The following is a 17,352-nucleotide window of genomic DNA, read 5'->3' on the forward strand; positions in this document are numbered from 1 at the left end:
GAGAATGATCGAGTGAAAGATTTGTTTGATATAATAAAGAGTGCTAGGTGAGACTTGTATGGTTTATAGGCATGAGAGCAATTAAAGACAGGAATGAAAAATATGAACATTATTATTTGTGATGACAGGATAGATGACAGAAAAAATCTGTCAGATTTGCTGTCAGACTATGGTGAAAAAAAGAATTATGAGTTTGCTATTACAGAATATGATTCTGGAGAACAGTTATGCGAAGAACAATCGGCTTTGGAAGCGTGTCAGCTATTATTTCTGGACATCAATATGCAGGGGATGGATGGGCTGAAAACAGCTATGAGGATTAAAGAAAAATATCCAAAACTTCCGGTTGTGCTGGTGACGGCATACATGAATTACGCACGAGTAATTGATATCGCATATTTGTATCAGCATTCATTCCGCAATATTCTCTCGGTACCACTTCATTTGGAACATATTCTAATGGAATATCATATAAATCGAATTGGTCACTGGTCAAATCAATATAGTGGCCATTGATTTTATTGAAGTAATGTGTTCCTCCACCATCAACTTTTAATTTGTAAATCGTGCCGTCAAATAGATCATAAACGAGTGATGCAGTTATTGCACATTGTCCGTATGTAGGGTCATTATCATAATCATAATCTTTTTGACAACTTGGGTAAGCCGTTTCTTTACACCAAACATTTAATAAAACATTAAATAGCTGATCAATTGTGCTTATGGTGGGATTATTTCCATCCTGCCTTTGGATATCTAATGTATGTTCTCTTCCATAGTATGAAATAAAACGTCCTGAGTTTGTTGTAAACATGTCAATACCTCCAAATTAGTAAACATAAAACTTCTTTTCAATCAATATTATTTTTCCCAATCCTATAATTTTAGTTATAAAAGCAAATTTTTTCCTAGATGCTATTAAAAGCTCCAAATCAGCTTTATTATCGATTCTAACATCACTTCTCCCAAGACGCCTACTGCTAATAGTAAGAAGCTTGTGAAGCCGATTACAGCTAGTAATCCTGTCTGAAGCCAGTCGCCATAAACAGCTATGAGAAGAATGCTAAAAATGATTACAAACAAGTATACTATTCCGTGTACAATCTCATATAGTGATACCAAAGTCTTAACAATCAGCCAAATAAAAACTAAAACCAATATAATTGGCAATACCAGTAATTTCTTTAACCCTTTAAGTATAATCATAGCTTTTCCTTCCCTTACGTCAATTTCTCTTCTGAAGAAGTCGATATGGAATTATTGATGAAAGCTCTGGCGAATCCGGAAATGCGGGCGTTGCTTAATTCGCTGGCTAAGACAATGAAGTAATGAAAAGTAGTGAGTCTATCTCCATCATGCCTATAGAAATTATTCAATAAAAGCGAGCAAAACATCAATACAATTGTATTGAATCAGCAATGAAATGGCATTATAATGAAGAAAAAAGGAGGTTTCTAAAATGGCAAGTACAATTCAGATCAGGGTAGACGATGACTTAAAAAATAAATCAGATCAGCTTTTTAAAGATCTTGGAACTGATACGACATCAGCAATAAGGATGTTTTTAACGCAGGCGGTTGCATATAATGGATTTCCATTTGAAATAAAACGAACTGTGCATAATCCTTATACATCTATGACAGAAGAAGAGATGCTTCAAAGACTGGAACAATCCAGAGAATCTTCAAAAAAGGGAAATTACCGAAATGCAGATGATGTGATTTCAGATATGAGAGGAAAATATGGATTATAAAGTAGTTGTAACAGCTGAAGCAGAAGAAGACTTGAACCAGTTTATACAGTATCTGCTTTTTGCCAAGAAAAATAAGCAGGCAGCCAAAAATGTGCTTGATGATTTTGAGGATACTATTAAAAAGTTGAAGTATGTAGCGAGTAGTTTGAATGTATGCGACAATCCACGTTTACAGAGCCTTGGATATCGTCGAATAAATTTTCAACAGCACAGATACTTTATGTTGTACAGAATAGAAAATGATGTTGTATATGTGGATGATATTTTCCATGAATTACAAGATTATGAAAACCGAATGATATAAATTGAATATTGGCAGTAAAAAGAGTATTTACCGTAAAACCGTAAATGCTCTTTTTTTGCACCTATTTGGAAAGAATAAATAATATAGCGTCTATAAGGAAGCGTTGGTTTTAATGGAAATGCATTATTGGAAAATCCTCTAATTTCAAAAATAAAAAGTAGTCGAAATTTCCATAGACAAATACACGCTCACGTTGTATATTATAAATATAAATCTAGTCAATTAAATATAGATATCATTTCCACCTCTAAGGGAATGGTAGTCATAGGATTGATGTAGTTAGTATCATTACATACTTCCCCAAATATTAGCTGTAGCTAAAAAGTTGCTAACAAGCTGTACTTATCTAAGGTTTATAGCTGATTACAGTAATTGACTGGATAAAAATTGTGGTCAAGTTGACCACAATACAGGAAAGAGAAGTATTGATGTGATCGGAGAACTTTGCGGAGACAGTGCAAAGCAGGTCCACTAATGAAAATATGCGAACCTTTAGAAATTGTAAAAAAATTAGCACCGTTTAAAGTGCTAATCTTCATAATGATATTTACATGAGTATATAATCAGATTTTGGATGTTATCCATATAGTAAATTAATCTATGCTCATCGGTAATGCGTCTGCTACATGCTTTTCGGTGCTTTAATGGTTCTGGCTTACCAATTCCGGTTAAAAGCCCATTGCGGTCAATATCCTTAATAAGCTCATTGATCCGCTTAACCATTTTTTTATCTTCCCTCTGCCATTCGGTGTATTGCTCCCAAGCAGTAGGAGTAAATACTATATTCATTTATTCGTATGCCTCCAATTCTTCAATGGACTTAGTAACAAAACCACCTGCCTCAGCCTCTGCCATAGATTTATCAAGCATAGCAAGATACTCAGCGTTTCGCTTGGCTTTCATCATTTCGTTGTATTCAGCTTCGGAAAGCATAACAATATTTTCGTTCTTGGGTCTTGATATAATTAATGTTTCACCATTAAAAACCTTATCACATAAACTCTTGAAATTATCTCTAACATCCATGCTCTTTACTGCTAACATATAAAACACTCCTTTCCGTACATAAAAACGTATGGTTTTACGTACTTTAATTATATGCTATTATTATCTCCATGTCAATAAATTTAATGTATTCACTTTCTGGCTACTTTGGATTTTGAATGACAGATATTGAGAAAATGGGCGATAGAAGCAAGTGTCTACAAATTGTCTACTTGTGACCCTTTTTGTAACTGGTTTTGTCAATGCCGATATTAACCAGACCATCAAGTCTTCTTGAGCGCTCCGGTTCTAAATCGTGAAGAGCACGATTGACACAGCGGCCTACAGTTTCCCAGTCCACTCTCATGAAGTATGATGTGGTACTTCTTGGAAGATAGGATGCAAACCATGCAACGGTAAGGTCGAAATCCTTGATAAATCTACTACCTGGATATGCCCATGGAACTTCGGCAACATATACCCCATGTTCAAGGCAGATGATACGATGCGTCTGGTATTCAACTTCGACCAGAATACCACCCCAGTCCAGCCCCCTCCAAGTGGTTGGTCTGCTGGAATGTTTGTCATAAGCAGGACATGACTTGTGACAGAAAGGGCAGTCATTCTCATGCCATTTATTAGGTCTGGATTTGATACGGATGTGTTTCACGCCATCCTCATCAGAGTAAAGATTAAAATTTTCTATCAAGAGAATAAAGTATTGACAAAATTTTGTGGGGTGGGGTAGGATGATGGTAAAAAATTCCAAAACATAACGCATTGGCGCTTTTCGCAGAAAGAAGAAAAATAAACATGAAAAAGAGAAAGAACTTGGGAAAAAAGTTAGTAACAATGTTAGTGTCTGTAGGCTTTTTTGCAGTTTTGATTACAGTCTTTAATTTAATGGCATTACAAGCTATTCGAGAAAAGAATAATGTGCTTATAGAACAGTTTGAACAATATGAAGAAGCAGTGAAAAATAATGATACCGCGGTTTTTGAAACAGCAAAAGGAGAAGTGGCAGAAGCCATCAGACATAGCAACTACAGAATAAATGGAAGCATCATTTTTGATCTTGCACTTGTGGTAGCTAATATTATTGTAATCGTACTTCTTTCGATTGTTATTAATAAGTCCATTGTTCGTCCAGCAAAAAGAGCAAAGAATGATTTGGATGATATCATTTTAGGTATAGAATCAGGACAGGGTAATCTTACGTTAAGAGTATTTGATGAAACCAGTGATGAAATTGGTCAGCTTGCAAATGGTGTCAACCATTTTATTGAAACATTACAAAATCTTATGGTAAAGATTCAGAGTGTATCAAAAGATATGAAAAAATCTTCCTATCTTGTACAAAATGAGGCGGAATCTTCAAATATGAGTGCATCCAATGTGAGTGCAACATCGGAAGAACTTGCAGCATCCATGGAAGAGGTATCTGCTTCTCTATCTGATTTAGCCCAAGGATGTAATAATCTGCTAGAGAAAATGGCAGGCATGAATGAGGATGCTAAGAACTCTGCAATGAAGTTGCATGAAGTGAAGCTTACTGCAGAAAATAGCTATAAAGAAGCGATTGCATCAAAAGAAAAAACAGTAGAAACATTTGATGGCATTCAAAAGGATGTCGCGGAGGCAGTAGAAGCATCTAAGTCTGTAAATGAAATTGCAAAACTTACAGAAAATATCTTAAATATCGCAGCACAGACAAATCTTCTAGCACTTAATGCATCGATTGAAGCAGCAAGAGCAGGGGAAGCAGGCAGGGGCTTTGCCGTTGTTGCAGATGAAATCAGACAGCTTGCAGATAGTTCACGTGAGACAGCAAACAATATTCAGGAAATCAGTGGAAAAGTTATTGAGGCAGTAAACAATCTGTCTGGAAATGCAACGGAAATGATTCGTTTTGTAGATGAAAAGGTAGCACTTGATTATGACAAATTTGTAAAAATTATTGGAAATTATGATGCTGATTCTGATCAGGCAAGTAATACATTTAACGAGTTTGCAGTTAAGTCAAAAGATAGCTTAGGTACAATGAATGATATGAATGAAGGTATCAATAACATTTCTATAGCGATTGAAGAATCTGCAAAAGGTGTTACAAACGTAGCACAAGAGATATCACAACTTGTAACAGCAATTTCAGCAATTACAGTGCAGGCGGACGAAAATAAGAACCTTTCGGAAGATTTATCGGATGAAGTAGCAAAATTTGAAAAAGTTTAACTAACAGATTTTTATTATGAGAAAAACTGTATTAGGTAAATAACCCGCACTAACTAAAAATGAATGCCAGAATAAGCACAAAGGCATAGCCCCATTACGGGTTCTATGCCTTTGCGTTTTCCGGAAGCAGCATCCGGTCGTCGATATAGTAATCACAGGAAATCTTCCGGCTGTTGTGTCCATAGAATTCGATGATTTCCGGAAGATTGTCATTAACTGCATCAAATTCAAAATAATTCTGTTCCCGGCACCATTCGACAGCTTTTGACAGGGCTTCCCCCGCACGGCAAGTCCAGAGAATGAGTTTATTGCCATTACGTTTCCATTCCTGGAGATATTCAATGAGTGCCAGGTTTGGCTGATCAAGCTCCGGCCATTTGCTGTAGCAGAGAGTGCCATCGTAGCTGAAAGTAAATCTGTAATTTGTCAAATGTATATCCTTCAAAAACGCTTTGGAATCTCAACTCACAGCAGCAATGTTGAATCAGTCCTGCTCCAGCTTTACCGGCTCACCTGTGTCTGCCTCAAATTCCTCTAGCTGCTTAAGCCAATATTCCTTATCTTTATTTGTTATCATTCTTATGACTTTACATGGATTTCCTGCCGCTATCACACTATCCGGAATATCCTTTGTGACAACCGACCCTGAGCCTATGACAACATTTGAACCTATGGTCACACCCGGATTGATGACCGTATTGCCACCGATCCATACATTATCGCCTATTGTAACCGGCTTGCCAAGCTCCACACCGGTATTTCTGATCATCGCATCTATCGGATGACATGCACAGTATATATTGACCCTTGGTCCCAGAAATGCATGATCTCCAATGATGACATCACACTGATCCAGAACTATCAGCCCTGTATTTGCATAGAAATAATCTCCCACGTGTATATTGGTTCCATAGTCACAATAAAAAGGTGGCTCTATATAACACTCCTTTCCCATGTGTGCAAATAATTTTCCAAGATATTCTTCGGTTCTTGTCATAGTCTCAGACCTCGAAGCACTGTTGAACTTATCTACCAGATCCTTCGCCTTACCCTCCGGATCCCAATCCACACATCTGTATAATTTACTTGCTTTCATTCTTCCAAGCATTTTCTCTACTCTATCCATAGCATTTTCTCCTTGCATTTATAATATTTACTCATCATGTTTATAATTGACTAAAGGATACCATTGTTTATGTCTATAATCAACTACTAGCAACAGAAAAATGGACTGTGAAAATAGGCCCATTTTTATCTATCTTTTATTAATACACATAAAGGTACATTCCAAACCAATGCAGCGCAGCCCCCAGCATCACAAAGATATCTGATAAAGGAAATGGCAAAGAAGCAAGGTGTAACGGAAGAACTGAAAGCAACGGATATGATGAGATGGATAGGATTGATGAATAACATTCGAGCCTGTGCCGATGAGATTGTATTGAATGATATTGTGTATTCCTAACGGATACCAACCGAAGAAGAATTGCTGTCAAACCGATGGCAGTTTTTCATTTTCGGCAAGTATTCAAGAAGTCATTAAGTTGCGAGTATAATCGAAGTGGTAGAAAAGTTACCTATTATATCGGTTGTAACTTTTTTATGAACTCTATTGACAAGAAAACTTGGTATGTGTATAATATAAAATATGCAAAGAAAACTTGGCATGGAGGCGTTTTTATGAAAAAGGACGAAATCTTAAATGCAAGCAGAAAAGAACATCGCAATAAGGACTTGGCTGAAATGGAAGTGGTATATCAAGCCGGAAGTCACGCAAGCAGAGTTGGTGCTTTAGTGTGTTGTTTGCTTTCGCTGTTATCTTCTATGCTTGCTCATACTATGATTTACAGTCCGTGGGTTATATACTTCAGCATTATTGCAACACAATGGTTAGTTCGTTTTATCAAAATGAAGCGAAAGAGTGATTTGGTCTTGACCGTTCTGTTTTTTGTGCTTTCCATTTTGGCATTTGTTGGATTTGTTAGCCACCTTTTAGAGGTGAGAATATGAAAGAACAATTACAACTGAAAAATCACTTAAAGGAAGTTCGCACAGAAGCAAATCTTTCTCAAGCTCAGCTTGCAGAAATGGTAGGGGTATCAAGAAATACCATTAGTTCTATTGAAACAGGACAGTTTAATCCAACTGCAAAATTGGCTCTAATTCTTTGTATTGCATTGGACAAAAAATTTGAGGAACTATTCTATTTTTAGGAGGTCATTATGGAAAATATTATAATGTTGATTTTGGGAGTGTTCATATCTGTTGTGGGAATTGTAAATATCAAAGGCAATATCAGCACAATTCACTCTTATAACAGGCGAAAAGTAAAGGAAGAAGATATACCAAAGTATGGAAAAACAGTCGGCACAGGAACGCTGATTATAGGAATATAATAATCCAAAGCACGAAAAATTTGCAGAAGTTATTAAGAAGCTAAAAAACGAGGAATCAGTTTCTACAGAAGTTCAAGCGGCTATTGATGAATTTGACTGGGAATAAAAATTCTTATTTACAGAACGGATGCGCATGGCAAGATTATCCCGTGCGCGATTCATAAGGAGGGTGATTTTTTTGAAAAATGAAATTGTTTTATTTACAGATGGCGATATAAATATTGAAGTTGAGCTAAGTCCAGAATTAGAAACAGTTTGGCTAACACAGAAACAAATGGGAGAAGTGTTTGAAGTAAAACAGGCAACGTTAAGTGAACATATCAATAATATTATATCGTCAGGCGAGTTGGATGAGACTTCTATCGGTTTTTCCGATAAAAGTTCCGGAGGACGAAAACCTAAGATATATAATCTTGATATGATATTATCTGTGGGATATCGTGTTAATTCAAAACGAGGCATCGCATTTCGTAGATGGGCTAATTCTGTTTTAAAGAAATATGTGATTCAAGGTTATGCTATTAATGAAAAACGCTTGCAAGCGCTTGAAAGAACTGTTGATATTCAAACAAAGATGCTTGCAAGCACATTGGAGGTTGAAGAATCAGACATTTTAAAGGCTGTTACCTCGTATACAGATGCATTAATGCTTTTAGACCAATATGATCATCAATCTCTTAAAAAACCAGTGGGAAACAGGCCTATATATAAAATAACATATGAGGAATGTAAAAAAATGGTTTCACACATGGAGGATTCATTTAAATCGGATGTATTCGGTGTGGAGAAAGAAAATGGTAAAGTTGAGGGTATTTTGGCAGCAGTTTATCAGAGTGTGTTTGGTGGAGATGTATATCCGTCATTAGAGGAAAAAGCTGCTAATTTATTATATTTTATGATTAAGGATCATCCATATGCAGATGGATGTAAGCGAATTGCAGCATCGTTATTTTTGGAATTCCTTGCTCGGAATAATGCTTTATATAGAGATGATAATAAGATAATCAGTGATGGAGCATTGGTTGCGATTACGCTTATGATTGCAGAGTCAAGACCAGAAGAAAAAGATATAATGGTGAATCTTGTAATGAATTTTTTGACAATGTAGTTAGTTCGTGAAATTTATTATTTAATGAAATTGGTAAATCGCAAGTTGTTTAACGGAGAATGTATGAAGAAGGGAATAACGTTTATTGTTTTTCAGTGCTAATAATTGCTGCTTTATATGTGTTGTATTGTCTTAATTATATTCCACATAAAAAATATACAAATGCAGATTTCAATATAGAAGCTTACAAGAGCAATATTGATAAAGACAATGATGGTATAGATGACCAAACAGATATATTAAATAATGCAAATAATTACATAAAAACTAATCCAAAATATAAAAGCAAATATTACAACACAGGTTATCCAAATGATGAATATGGGGTTTGTACTGATGTAGTAGCTTTTGCTTTAAAAGATGCAGGATATGATTTGATGGTATTAGTAAATGAGGATATAAAAAACAATAAAGAATTATATGATATAGATGCCGTTGATAAAAATATAGATTTTAGAAGAGTTAAAAACTTAAAAGTATATTTCGATAATAATGCAATAAGTCTTACTACAGAAATAAATGAAATAGAAGAATGGCAAGGTGGAGATATTGTTGTATTTAAAAAACATATCGGAATTATATCTGACAAGAGAAATCGAAAAGGTATATGTTTTGTTATCCATCATGCAAATCCATATCAAATATATTATGAAGAGGATATACTGGAACATCGTGATGATATCATAGGACATTATAGAATCAGTTAAACAACTTCAAGTTTGCCAACTTTCCCTTTGAGAAAGAAGTGCTGAAAAAAGCCGGGAAAAAGGATATAATCACCATCAGTATAGAGGAGGAATAGACCATGGAAGAGAGAAAACTGACCTGTATTGGCTGCCCCATGGGATGTCAGCTTCAGGTCATAATAAAGGATGGGATAGTGGAAAAAGTTACGGGAAATACCTGTAAAAGAGGAGCAGATTATGGAAAGAAAGAGGTGACCGATCCAACCAGGATCGTGACCAGCACGGTACGTGTCCAGGGAGGAACACTTCCTGTGGTATCCGTAAAAACCCGGGGCGATATACCAAAGAGTTCTGTGATGGATTGCGTTTTGGCAGAGTCCTATGTAAAATAATCGGACAAGGATGAAAAGAAAAAGGAGATTCTTATGGGAACAAATGAAAAAAAAATGACCACTGGATCACCTGGAAAACTGATCATTACTTTTGCCATACCACTGATGCTTGGAAATATCTTACAGCAGTTTTATACGATGGCAGATACCATGATCGTCGGACAGGTGGTAGGGGTTGAAGCACTGGCGGCAGTAGGCGCCGGAGACTGGCTGGTATGGCTGGTGTTCGGTATCATGACAGGTATCACACAGGGTTTTTCTATTCTGGTAGCTCAGTTTTATGGAGCAAGGGAAAAAGAAAATCTGAAATGCGCGGTGGCGAAAAGCTATATCATGACAGCACTGCTTTCTGTGATTGTACTTGCGGTAAGTGAAGGGGCAGTTTATCATGTTCTTTTGTTTTTACAGACACCGGATAATGTCATTGACCTGACAATGCTATATCTTCGGCTGATCTTTGCCGGAATTCCGATCATAGCGGCTTATAATATATTTGCAGCGATTCTTCGAGCACTGGGTAACAGCAGATCTCCACTGATAGCAATGACCATAGCAGCGTTGATCAATGTGGGACTGGACCTGTTATTTGTGGCAGTTTTTGGCTGGGGTGTAGCCGGAGCAGCAGTGGCGACAGTCATCGCACAGGGATTTTCAGCCCTGTACTGTCTGATGGTGTTACGGAAAATTCCGGATATCCGACTGGAAAAACAGGACTTCTATAGACAGCCGGCAATGAGTCTGCGGCTTTTGAAAGTGGCGACTCCTCTTGCAATCCAGAATGTGATCATCTCTGTAGGGGGGCTTACAGTACAGTATGTAGTCAATGGATTTGGATTCCTGTTTGTGGCTGGATTTACAGCATCAAACAAATTATATGGAGTTTTAGAGATGGCTGCCGTTTCATACGGATATGCAATTACAACCTATGTAGGCCAGAATCTTGGTGCAAAGAAATATCAGAGAATCCGGAAAGGTGTGCATAGCGGAACTTATATGGCATTGCTTACTTCTGTTGTGATCTCAGGTGTGATGGTGTTATTCGGACGCAATATATTGTCACTGTTTGTATCCGGCGAACCGGAACAGATCCGACAGGTGTTAGACATTGCATATAAATATTTGTTTATTATGGCAATTTTTCTATGGGTACTGTATCTGCTGTATGTATATCGTTCGGCGATTCAGGGTCTGGGTAATACCCTGATTCCCCTCGCCAGTGGCATTGCAGAATTTGTGATGCGTGTCAGTGTTGCATTATTGTTACCAAAACTGATCGGTGAAGACGGAATTTTTTATGCGGAAATTTGTGCCTGGACCAGCGCAGCTGTTTTATTATTTATAAGTTATATGATTATTATACGAAAATACAAAGATTCATCGGATTCATCGGAACTCCCGGCAAAAGGCTTATAAAGATGCGCTGGCAGTGGTAAAATATATTTCATAGGATGAATGCGAAGAAAAACTTCTTGCAAATCAGCAGGTAATTAAGACGCCGATTGTCAGAAATGGTAAGCAGGCTACAGTGGGATATGAACCAACGGTTTGGAAAAGTTGGTCATAAGATTATGAACAGATTAAAAGTATTTTGGCACAGTTTGCTTTTGTTTATTGGAAGATGTGGATAGATTTTGAAATATACAAAATGTAAAATATGATAATCTGATGCGATTAATTAGTGCTATTGCAAGGGATAATCAGAATACTATGGGGGTAGAAGATGAAAATTTACGTAGATGCATCTGCAAGGTGTGATGGAGACGGTTCCGAATTTAGGCCTTTTAAAAGAATTAATGAAGCGGCAAAGATTGCGGTTGCAGGAGATGAAGTCTTAGTAAAACCGGGTATTTACAGAGAGTATGTAAATCCCGTAAACAGTGGAACAAAAGAAGCGCCTATTGTTTATAGGTCGGTGGAACCCTTAAAAGCAATTATTTCCGGTGCGGAAGAAGTTGACGCTTGGAAACTTTATAAAGGTGATGTGTGGGTGACCAGAATCAATAATGGCGTGTTTAATGGTTATAACCCATATACAACACCGGTTTATGGGGATTGGTATTTTGCCAAGGATGAAAAACATACAGGCTGTGTTTATCTGAATGACAAGGCAATGTACGAAGTGGATTCTATAGAAGCTTGTGAAAAAGCGGAAGTATATAAGCCGTCGTGGGAACAAGAGTGGAGCGTTTATAAATGGTATGCCTATGTGGAAGGTGATGAAACCGTTATATACGCTAATTTTAGAGGAAAAGATCCGCGAAAAGAAAAGGTAGAGATTAATGTGCGAAGAGAATGTTTTATGCCAAAGAAAGAGCATGTTGATTTCATTACCTTAAGTGGCTTCTTTGTAGAAAAGGCAGCTACTACATGGGCACCTCCGGCAGCGTTCCAGGATGGTATGATAAGCCCACACTGGTCATATGGCTGGATAATCGAAGACTGTGAAATTACAAACAGTAAATGTTGCGGTATTTCTCTTGGAAAATATTACGATGATGAGAATGACCATTATTTTACAAGAAAGCATATAAAAAGTCCTACACAGATGGAGAGAGATGCTGTGTGCCGCGGACAGTATCATGGTTGGCTGAAGGAAGAGATTGGCTCTCATACTGTAAGAAGATGCAATATTCATGATTGTCAGCAGACCGGAATTGTAGGAAGAATGGGCTGTGTTTTCTCAACTATCGAAGATAATCATATTCATCATATTAACAATATGATGGAGCTGGGGGGTGCGGAAATCTCAGGAATTAAACTTCATGCGGCAATTGATGTGTTGATCAGAAGAAATCATATTCATCATAACACCATGGGTATTTGGCTTGACTGGGAAGCGCAGGGAGCTCGAATTACACAAAATCTGTTACATGATAATGATGTTCCGGAAGGTTCTATTAAGTTAGAAGGCGGTATGGAAAGCCAGGATATCTTTATCGAAGTAGGTCATGGACCGACTTTGATTGATAATAATATTTTGTTGTCTAGATATGGTCTCCGTCTTGCAACAGAAGGTGTGGCGGTTGTACATAATCTTATTCTTGGTTCCACCACAGTGGTTGGAGCCGGAACAGATTGGGAAGTGGATGGAAGAAGTCAGCGTCGTTACACACCATATCACATCAGACATAGGACAGAAGTTGCTGGGATGATGACCATTCTTCATGGTGATAATAGATTCTATAACAATATATTTGTACAGTATTATCCGGTTGATAATAATGAATCAAAGGAATCTCCGTATTATCAGGTTGTAGGCAATCATGTGTGGGATGAATACCCGACATATGATGAATGGATTGCTAGATTTGATATGGATGTAGAGAAACCGGATATGGATAAGCTGGCGGTGCCGCATTTTGATCATCTGCCAATCTGGGCAAATGGTAATGCATACCTTATGGGTGCTAAAGCATGGAAAAAAGAAACAGATAAGTTTGTAGATGCCGATACGGAAGTTACAGTAGAGCTTGTGGAAAAAGATGGATTCTATGAGCTGGAAACAAATATCTACGAAATACTCGGAGATTATTCTAATGGTATTATAACAAGTGACATTTTGGGTAAAGCTTTTGAGCCGGAACAGCGTTTTGAGGAAAGAGACGAATCGGATATTATCTTTAATGTGGATTTTTATGGAAATCACAGAGGAGTATCTACTATTCCAGGACCTTTGGCGAAGTAATGACTATAAAGATTTGAAAAAATTAGAGTCCTATATTGATTATTAAAAATGAAGTACCCGCTTTCATTAGCAAAATAATAGTCTAATGAAAGAGGGTATATTTGTGATTAAAAGAATTTATAAGGATTTTATCATTGCATTTTTAAATTCTCGCGGTGAAATACCTTTTACTTTTTTGAAGGAGCGGTTAAAGGAAGAAACACTGTTAAATCCACATTCAAAAGCAATATCGATATATTTCTTGTTTTCAGTCATAAACATGGATTTTGCCAATCGGATTCTTTCTTTAGAGAATTTCAAAGGGATGATATAAATAAAGTTGCAGATATATGGTTGGATACAAATATAAAGGCACATAATTTTATCCCCGCCGAATACTGGAAAAGCAATTTCAGATCAGTAAAAGAAGCGTTGTTACTAGCAGAGGTTTATGTGTATGAGTATGATACAGAAATACAGGGTTTTATAGGGTTAAATGATGAATATGTTGAGGGCATTTTTGTTTCTGGTGAAATGCAATCGCAGGGTATAGGTAAAATTCTGCTGAATTATGCAAAGGATAAAAGGAATAAGTTGCACTTGAACGTATACCAAAAGAACGCACGGGCAATATCTTTTTATAAGAGAGAAGGATTTGAGATTCAGCATAGTGGCTTAGATGAGGCTACCGGAGAAAAAGATTATGTAATGACATGGCAATACAAATAGAAATTCCAGTTGTGCGCCCAGCTAAGGGTGTGTAGTCAAGCCGGTGGAATTCCGGTTTATCCAAGGTTTAGCCAACCAGATAATAGCGAGTCTTGGGATGATGCCGGTAACGGCATCTGACAAGCGTAGACAGCAAGAAAGCAGGGTTGAATAGTGATTGAGCTTCGAAACGTTAACTTCAGTCGGTCGACGTCTTAACTGGTGCGGAAGACAATATCATGTAATGCGATATGGCGAGTGTTATGTGGCACTGCGGAGTCAGAGAACCAATCATGTTTTACATTATGAATACACATCAACTGGGGAGAACCTGCCATTTCTCGAAGAAGAGTATGAAATTGCAACTGAAAACGGAGTATTTCAAATGAATGGTAGGTGGTCGGACAATCCCATAGTACTGTAGAAATCGGGCAATGCCGATGGAGGGAAGGGGATTGCATAGTAAAGGTCTTACTGAGGACACATTATCCGTACTCAGGGACGGAGGAAATAATGGAAACGAAATTAGTGAGAATAGCTGAGATATCGGCAACATCAAAACATCCTATATTTACATCAGTGTACCACTTGATAAATGAAGATATGCTAAAGCAATGCCATAAGGAATTAGATGGGAACAAAGCAGTCGGAATTGACAAGGTAACTAAGGATGAGTATGGGAAGAACCTTGATAGAAATATCAAGGAACTGGTACAGAGGTTGAAAAACAAATCCTTTAAGCCACTTCCGTCACTGAGGGTATATATACCTAAAGGAAATGGAAAGAAGCGACCATTAGGGATTGCTTCCTATGAAGATAAGATTGTACAAATGGCAGTGAAGAAAATACTGGGAGCTATTTATGAACCGAGATTCCTAAACTGCATGTATGGATTCAGACCGAATAGGGGGTGTCACGAAGCAATAAAAGAAGTATACCAACGGATAAGCTATGGAAAAATCAGCTATATCGTAGATGCCGATATCAAAGGTTTCTTTGACCATATCGACCATGATTGGATGATGAAGTTCCTTGAATGGAATATACAGGATAAGAACTTATTGTGGCTAATACGTAAATACCTTAAAGCAGGAATAATGGAGCAAGGAAAATTCGAGCCAACAGAGGAAGGTTCGGCACAAGGCTCAGTAATGAGTCCGATGCTTGCAAATATATACATGCATCATGTGCTGACGCTGTGGTTTAAGCTGGTGGTGCAAAGGGAAATGCAGGGAGAGTGTTTTCTCGTCAACTTTGCGGATGATTTTGTTGCAGGATTTCAATATAAGTCAGAAGCTGAAAGATACTATAAAGAGTTAAAGGAACGAATGGAAAAGTTTGGACTGGAGCTGGAAAGTAGTAAAAGCAGACTGATTGAATTTGGGAGATTTGCAGAGCAGAATCGTAGAGCAAGAGGAGAATGTAAGCCTGAAACATTTGATTTTCTGGGATTTACCTTCTACTGTAGCAAAACTCGAAAGGGAGGTTTCGTGCCAAAGGTACAGACTTCAAGAAAGAAGTTTGAGCTAAAGGTTAGAGCATACAAGAACTGGATTTACGATAATCGAAATCGACCAATGCGAGAAATAATTAAAGAGTTGAACGTAAAGCTAATTGGACACTATCGATATTATGGTGTTACATGGAATTTTCGGAAGATAACAACATTCCTGCATAGAGTACAACAGTTTCTATTCAAAGCCATGAATCGGAGAGGTTGTAGACGGGCATACACATGGAATGGATTTGTGGAAATGCTCAAGTATTACCCATTAGCAAAACCTAAAACGTACTATTGTTTATATTGAAGCGAATGTTACTATGAGGAGCCGTATGCGGGAAAGCCGCACGTACGGATCTGTGAGGGGCTAAGATTGAGAGGTCTTAGTCTACTCGACTATTGGGAAGGCGCAGAGAACGAAAAATCGATATTTGTGGAGGTAAAGAGTGTATGAAAAAGGAACTGCGTATTCTGGTTATTTTAATTGCTGTGTTATTGGTAGGAACAGTAGGTTACTATTTCATGCCAAAGAAATTCGGTAAGAATGTAAATCCTTCTGAGGTAGACCATATAAATGTGTTCGATGGAAATACAGGAACTGGTTTTACTATCACCGATTCAGAAGATATCGAATATATAGTGGCGAATATTCAAGGTATTTCAATGAAAAGAGATGGCATTTCACTTGGAAGAACAGGATACAGTTTTAAAATTAGTTATATAAACAGCAACGATAAAGATATCATACCTGTATTTATTCTCAATAGTGATAATACAATTTGTAAAGATCCATTTTTCTATAGATGTGATGGTGGATTATGCTTTGATTACTTAAAAGCATGTGAAGAGAAATATAGAACTAATGTAACAGAATCTATAGAAGAAAAATAACTTATTGCTGATAAATGTTTTGATGGGGCGATGGTTTTTACATTGATAATAATGGTAATTATTTTATTGGTTTTGATACCTGTAGGAATTGTTGTAGATAAAAAGATTGAAGCTTATTTTGAAAATAAAAGAGAACCTTAAATTCAAGCTTGTAGAATTAAGAAAATCGGAAGTTGGAGGATACACGCATGAAAATTGTAATCATTAATGGAAGTGCCAGAAAAGGAAACACGCTGACAGCAATCAATGCATTTATAAAAGGAGCATCAGAAAAGAATGAAATTGAAATCATTGAACCTGACAAACTCAACATTGCACCATGCAAGGGATGTGGTGTCTGTCAATGCTCTAAGGGATGCGTCGATAAGGATGATACAAATCCTACAATTGATAAAATTGCTGCCGCAGATATGATTCTTTTTGCTACACCAGTTTATTGGTGGGGAATGTCAGCACAATTGAAACTTATCATTGATAAGTGCTACTGCCGTGGATTGCAGTTAAAAAATAAAAAAGTTGGCACGATTGTTGTAGGCGGTTCTCCAGTAGACAGTATCCAGTATGAGCTGATTGATAAGCAGTTTGACTGTATGGCAAAATATCTTTCATGGGATATGCTTTTCAAAAAATCATATTACGCAACAGCTAGAGATGAACTTGAAAAAAACAAGGATTCCATGAACGAACTTGAGGGGATCGGAAAAAATTTATAAAGCACGTTCCAAATTCCAG

General features: G+C 37.2%; 24 protein-coding genes and 3 pseudogenes. 19 read left to right on the top strand and 8 right to left on the bottom strand.

The genetic code is table 11. The annotated features are described in order from the left end of the window. The first annotated feature begins 102 nt into the window (after positions 1-102). Entirely contained in the window at positions 103-516 is a 414-nt protein-coding gene (locus tag M72_RS18215) for a response regulator (RefSeq protein WP_416389706.1), read from the top strand. Here M72_RS18215 and M72_RS18295 read toward each other — a convergent pair. Next, positions 434-814, bottom strand: a pseudogene (locus M72_RS18295) (YunG family protein); the annotation flags it as partial. The gene M72_RS18215 and the pseudogene M72_RS18295 overlap by 83 nt on opposite strands. A gap of 104 nt (positions 815-918) precedes the next feature. After that, the gene (locus M72_RS05710; protein ID WP_055067516.1) at positions 919-1,206 is read right to left on the bottom strand and encodes a hypothetical protein; all 288 of its coding nucleotides are present in this window, start codon (positions 1,204-1,206) and stop codon (positions 919-921) included. 253 nt (positions 1,207-1,459) lie between these two features. On the opposite strand from M72_RS05710, the gene M72_RS05715 reads away from it, so the two are divergent. Together M72_RS05715 and M72_RS05720 are read left to right on the top strand one after the other, a co-directional pair. Further along, positions 1,460-1,753, top strand: coding sequence for a type II toxin-antitoxin system RelB/DinJ family antitoxin (locus tag M72_RS05715; RefSeq protein WP_015527712.1), 294 nt, complete (start codon positions 1,460-1,462; stop codon positions 1,751-1,753). After that, positions 1,743-2,057, top strand: coding sequence for a type II toxin-antitoxin system RelE/ParE family toxin (locus tag M72_RS05720; RefSeq protein ID WP_015527711.1), 315 nt, complete (start codon positions 1,743-1,745; stop codon positions 2,055-2,057). The genes M72_RS05715 and M72_RS05720 overlap by 11 nt, the downstream gene beginning before the upstream one ends. 528 nt (positions 2,058-2,585) lie before the next feature. Here M72_RS05720 and M72_RS05725 read toward each other — a convergent pair. From M72_RS05725 to M72_RS17085, 3 genes are all read right to left on the bottom strand, one after another. After that, entirely contained in the window at positions 2,586-2,846 is a 261-nt protein-coding gene (locus M72_RS05725; RefSeq protein ID WP_022045803.1) for a Txe/YoeB family addiction module toxin, read from the bottom strand. Continuing rightward, positions 2,847-3,101, bottom strand: coding sequence for a type II toxin-antitoxin system Phd/YefM family antitoxin (locus M72_RS05730; protein ID WP_022045804.1), 255 nt, complete (start codon positions 3,099-3,101; stop codon positions 2,847-2,849). It abuts the gene before it with no gap. 169 nt (positions 3,102-3,270) lie between these two features. Then, entirely contained in the window at positions 3,271-3,711 is a 441-nt protein-coding gene (locus M72_RS17085; protein WP_176694765.1) for a transposase family protein, read from the bottom strand. 143 nt (positions 3,712-3,854) lie between these two features. Between M72_RS17085 and M72_RS05740 the strand changes: the two genes are divergently transcribed. Beyond that, positions 3,855-5,273: a methyl-accepting chemotaxis protein gene (locus tag M72_RS05740; protein WP_055067518.1), complete on the top strand. Its 1,419-nt coding sequence runs from the start codon at positions 3,855-3,857 to the stop codon at positions 5,271-5,273. Positions 5,274-5,376: 103 nt separating this feature from the next. Here the strand turns inward: M72_RS05740 and M72_RS05745 are convergent, their stop codons facing one another. Both M72_RS05745 and M72_RS05750 read right to left on the bottom strand, forming a co-directional pair. Continuing rightward, the gene (locus tag M72_RS05745; protein ID WP_155177708.1) at positions 5,377-5,703 is read right to left on the bottom strand and encodes a hypothetical protein; all 327 of its coding nucleotides are present in this window, start codon (positions 5,701-5,703) and stop codon (positions 5,377-5,379) included. Positions 5,704-5,757: 54 nt separating this feature from the next. Continuing rightward, the gene (locus M72_RS05750; protein WP_055067520.1) at positions 5,758-6,399 is read right to left on the bottom strand and encodes a sugar O-acetyltransferase; all 642 of its coding nucleotides are present in this window, start codon (positions 6,397-6,399) and stop codon (positions 5,758-5,760) included. A gap of 213 nt (positions 6,400-6,612) precedes the next feature. Between M72_RS05750 and M72_RS05755 the strand changes: the two genes are divergently transcribed. From M72_RS05755 to M72_RS05790, 10 genes and pseudogenes are all read left to right on the top strand, one after another. Then, positions 6,613-6,738, top strand: a complete 126-nt coding sequence (locus tag M72_RS05755) for a TnpV protein (protein WP_242853390.1) — start codon at positions 6,613-6,615, stop codon at positions 6,736-6,738. 215 nt (positions 6,739-6,953) lie between these two features. Further along, positions 6,954-7,283: a DUF6442 family protein gene (locus tag M72_RS05760; protein WP_055067521.1), complete on the top strand. Its 330-nt coding sequence runs from the start codon at positions 6,954-6,956 to the stop codon at positions 7,281-7,283. Beyond that, a complete protein-coding gene (locus M72_RS05765) occupies positions 7,280-7,486 on the top strand; it encodes a helix-turn-helix transcriptional regulator (RefSeq protein WP_003865061.1) in 207 nt (68 codons plus the stop codon). Before M72_RS05760 ends, M72_RS05765 begins: the two co-directional genes overlap by 4 nt. 9 nt (positions 7,487-7,495) lie before the next feature. After that, positions 7,496-7,669: a hypothetical protein gene (locus M72_RS17090; RefSeq protein ID WP_155177709.1), complete on the top strand. Its 174-nt coding sequence runs from the start codon at positions 7,496-7,498 to the stop codon at positions 7,667-7,669. 169 nt (positions 7,670-7,838) lie between these two features. Beyond that, positions 7,839-8,777, top strand: coding sequence for a RhuM family protein (gene rhuM / locus M72_RS05770; RefSeq protein ID WP_314733826.1), 939 nt, complete (start codon positions 7,839-7,841; stop codon positions 8,775-8,777). A gap of 59 nt (positions 8,778-8,836) precedes the next feature. After that, a complete protein-coding gene (locus M72_RS05775) occupies positions 8,837-9,484 on the top strand; it encodes a DUF1287 domain-containing protein (RefSeq protein WP_055067523.1) in 648 nt (215 codons plus the stop codon). A gap of 98 nt (positions 9,485-9,582) precedes the next feature. Beyond that, positions 9,583-9,837, top strand: a pseudogene (locus M72_RS05780) (DUF1667 domain-containing protein); the annotation flags it as partial. Positions 9,838-9,888: 51 nt separating this feature from the next. After that, a complete protein-coding gene (locus M72_RS05785; protein ID WP_055067524.1) occupies positions 9,889-11,268 on the top strand; it encodes an MATE family efflux transporter in 1,380 nt (459 codons plus the stop codon). After that, positions 11,267-11,419 (top strand): annotated as a pseudogene (locus tag M72_RS18220) (arsenate reductase family protein); the annotation flags it as partial. The gene M72_RS05785 and the pseudogene M72_RS18220, both read left to right, overlap by 2 nt. 156 nt (positions 11,420-11,575) lie before the next feature. Then, the gene (locus M72_RS05790) at positions 11,576-13,540 is read left to right on the top strand and encodes a right-handed parallel beta-helix repeat-containing protein (RefSeq protein WP_055067525.1); all 1,965 of its coding nucleotides are present in this window, start codon (positions 11,576-11,578) and stop codon (positions 13,538-13,540) included. A 117-nt stretch (positions 13,541-13,657) separates the two neighbouring features. Here the strand turns inward: M72_RS05790 and M72_RS18065 are convergent, their stop codons facing one another. After that, a complete protein-coding gene (locus tag M72_RS18065) occupies positions 13,658-13,897 on the bottom strand; it encodes a helix-turn-helix domain-containing protein (protein WP_082413805.1) in 240 nt (79 codons plus the stop codon). On the opposite strand from M72_RS18065, the gene M72_RS05800 reads away from it, so the two are divergent. From M72_RS05800 to M72_RS05815, 5 genes are all read left to right on the top strand, one after another. Further along, the gene (locus M72_RS05800; protein WP_207734119.1) at positions 13,874-14,248 is read left to right on the top strand and encodes a GNAT family N-acetyltransferase; all 375 of its coding nucleotides are present in this window, start codon (positions 13,874-13,876) and stop codon (positions 14,246-14,248) included. The genes M72_RS18065 and M72_RS05800 overlap by 24 nt on opposite strands. Positions 14,249-14,471: 223 nt before the next feature. After that, entirely contained in the window at positions 14,472-14,651 is a 180-nt protein-coding gene (locus tag M72_RS16300; protein WP_081021219.1) for a hypothetical protein, read from the top strand. 89 nt (positions 14,652-14,740) lie between these two features. Continuing rightward, complete coding sequence (gene ltrA, locus M72_RS05805) at positions 14,741-16,036, top strand: group II intron reverse transcriptase/maturase (RefSeq protein ID WP_055067528.1); 1,296 nt, start codon at positions 14,741-14,743, stop codon at positions 16,034-16,036. A gap of 143 nt (positions 16,037-16,179) precedes the next feature. Then, positions 16,180-16,620, top strand: a complete 441-nt coding sequence (locus M72_RS05810; protein ID WP_022461061.1) for a hypothetical protein — start codon at positions 16,180-16,182, stop codon at positions 16,618-16,620. A gap of 188 nt (positions 16,621-16,808) precedes the next feature. Beyond that, positions 16,809-17,333, top strand: coding sequence for a flavodoxin family protein (locus M72_RS05815; RefSeq protein WP_008119059.1), 525 nt, complete (start codon positions 16,809-16,811; stop codon positions 17,331-17,333). Positions 17,334-17,352: the final 19 nt, after the last annotated feature.

Source organism: Roseburia faecis (genome assembly GCF_001406815.1).
Classification (GTDB): Bacteria; Bacillota; Clostridia; order Lachnospirales; family Lachnospiraceae; genus Roseburia; species Roseburia faecis.

Coding starts and splice junctions, on each gene's coding strand:
- M72_RS18215 (WP_416389706.1), top strand. CDS start 103: ATGAACATTATTATTTGTGATGACAGGATAGATGACAGAAAAAATCTG.
- M72_RS05710 (WP_055067516.1), bottom strand. CDS start 1,206: ATGATTATACTTAAAGGGTTAAAGAAATTACTGGTATTGCCAATTATA.
- M72_RS05715 (WP_015527712.1), top strand. CDS start 1,460: ATGGCAAGTACAATTCAGATCAGGGTAGACGATGACTTAAAAAATAAA.
- M72_RS05720 (WP_015527711.1), top strand. CDS start 1,743: ATGGATTATAAAGTAGTTGTAACAGCTGAAGCAGAAGAAGACTTGAAC.
- M72_RS05725 (WP_022045803.1), bottom strand. CDS start 2,846: ATGAATATAGTATTTACTCCTACTGCTTGGGAGCAATACACCGAATGG.
- M72_RS05730 (WP_022045804.1), bottom strand. CDS start 3,101: ATGTTAGCAGTAAAGAGCATGGATGTTAGAGATAATTTCAAGAGTTTA.
- M72_RS05740 (WP_055067518.1), top strand. CDS start 3,855: ATGAAAAAGAGAAAGAACTTGGGAAAAAAGTTAGTAACAATGTTAGTG.
- M72_RS05750 (WP_055067520.1), bottom strand. CDS start 6,399: ATGGATAGAGTAGAGAAAATGCTTGGAAGAATGAAAGCAAGTAAATTA.
- M72_RS05755 (WP_242853390.1), top strand. CDS start 6,613: ATGGCAAAGAAGCAAGGTGTAACGGAAGAACTGAAAGCAACGGATATG.
- M72_RS05760 (WP_055067521.1), top strand. CDS start 6,954: ATGAAAAAGGACGAAATCTTAAATGCAAGCAGAAAAGAACATCGCAAT.
- M72_RS05765 (WP_003865061.1), top strand. CDS start 7,280: ATGAAAGAACAATTACAACTGAAAAATCACTTAAAGGAAGTTCGCACA.
- M72_RS17090 (WP_155177709.1), top strand. CDS start 7,496: ATGGAAAATATTATAATGTTGATTTTGGGAGTGTTCATATCTGTTGTG.
- M72_RS05775 (WP_055067523.1), top strand. CDS start 8,837: ATGTATGAAGAAGGGAATAACGTTTATTGTTTTTCAGTGCTAATAATT.
- M72_RS05785 (WP_055067524.1), top strand. CDS start 9,889: ATGGGAACAAATGAAAAAAAAATGACCACTGGATCACCTGGAAAACTG.
- M72_RS05790 (WP_055067525.1), top strand. CDS start 11,576: ATGAAAATTTACGTAGATGCATCTGCAAGGTGTGATGGAGACGGTTCC.
- M72_RS18065 (WP_082413805.1), bottom strand. CDS start 13,897: ATGTGCCTTTATATTTGTATCCAACCATATATCTGCAACTTTATTTAT.
- M72_RS16300 (WP_081021219.1), top strand. CDS start 14,472: ATGCGATATGGCGAGTGTTATGTGGCACTGCGGAGTCAGAGAACCAAT.
- ltrA (WP_055067528.1), top strand. CDS start 14,741: ATGGAAACGAAATTAGTGAGAATAGCTGAGATATCGGCAACATCAAAA.
- M72_RS05810 (WP_022461061.1), top strand. CDS start 16,180: ATGAAAAAGGAACTGCGTATTCTGGTTATTTTAATTGCTGTGTTATTG.
- M72_RS05815 (WP_008119059.1), top strand. CDS start 16,809: ATGAAAATTGTAATCATTAATGGAAGTGCCAGAAAAGGAAACACGCTG.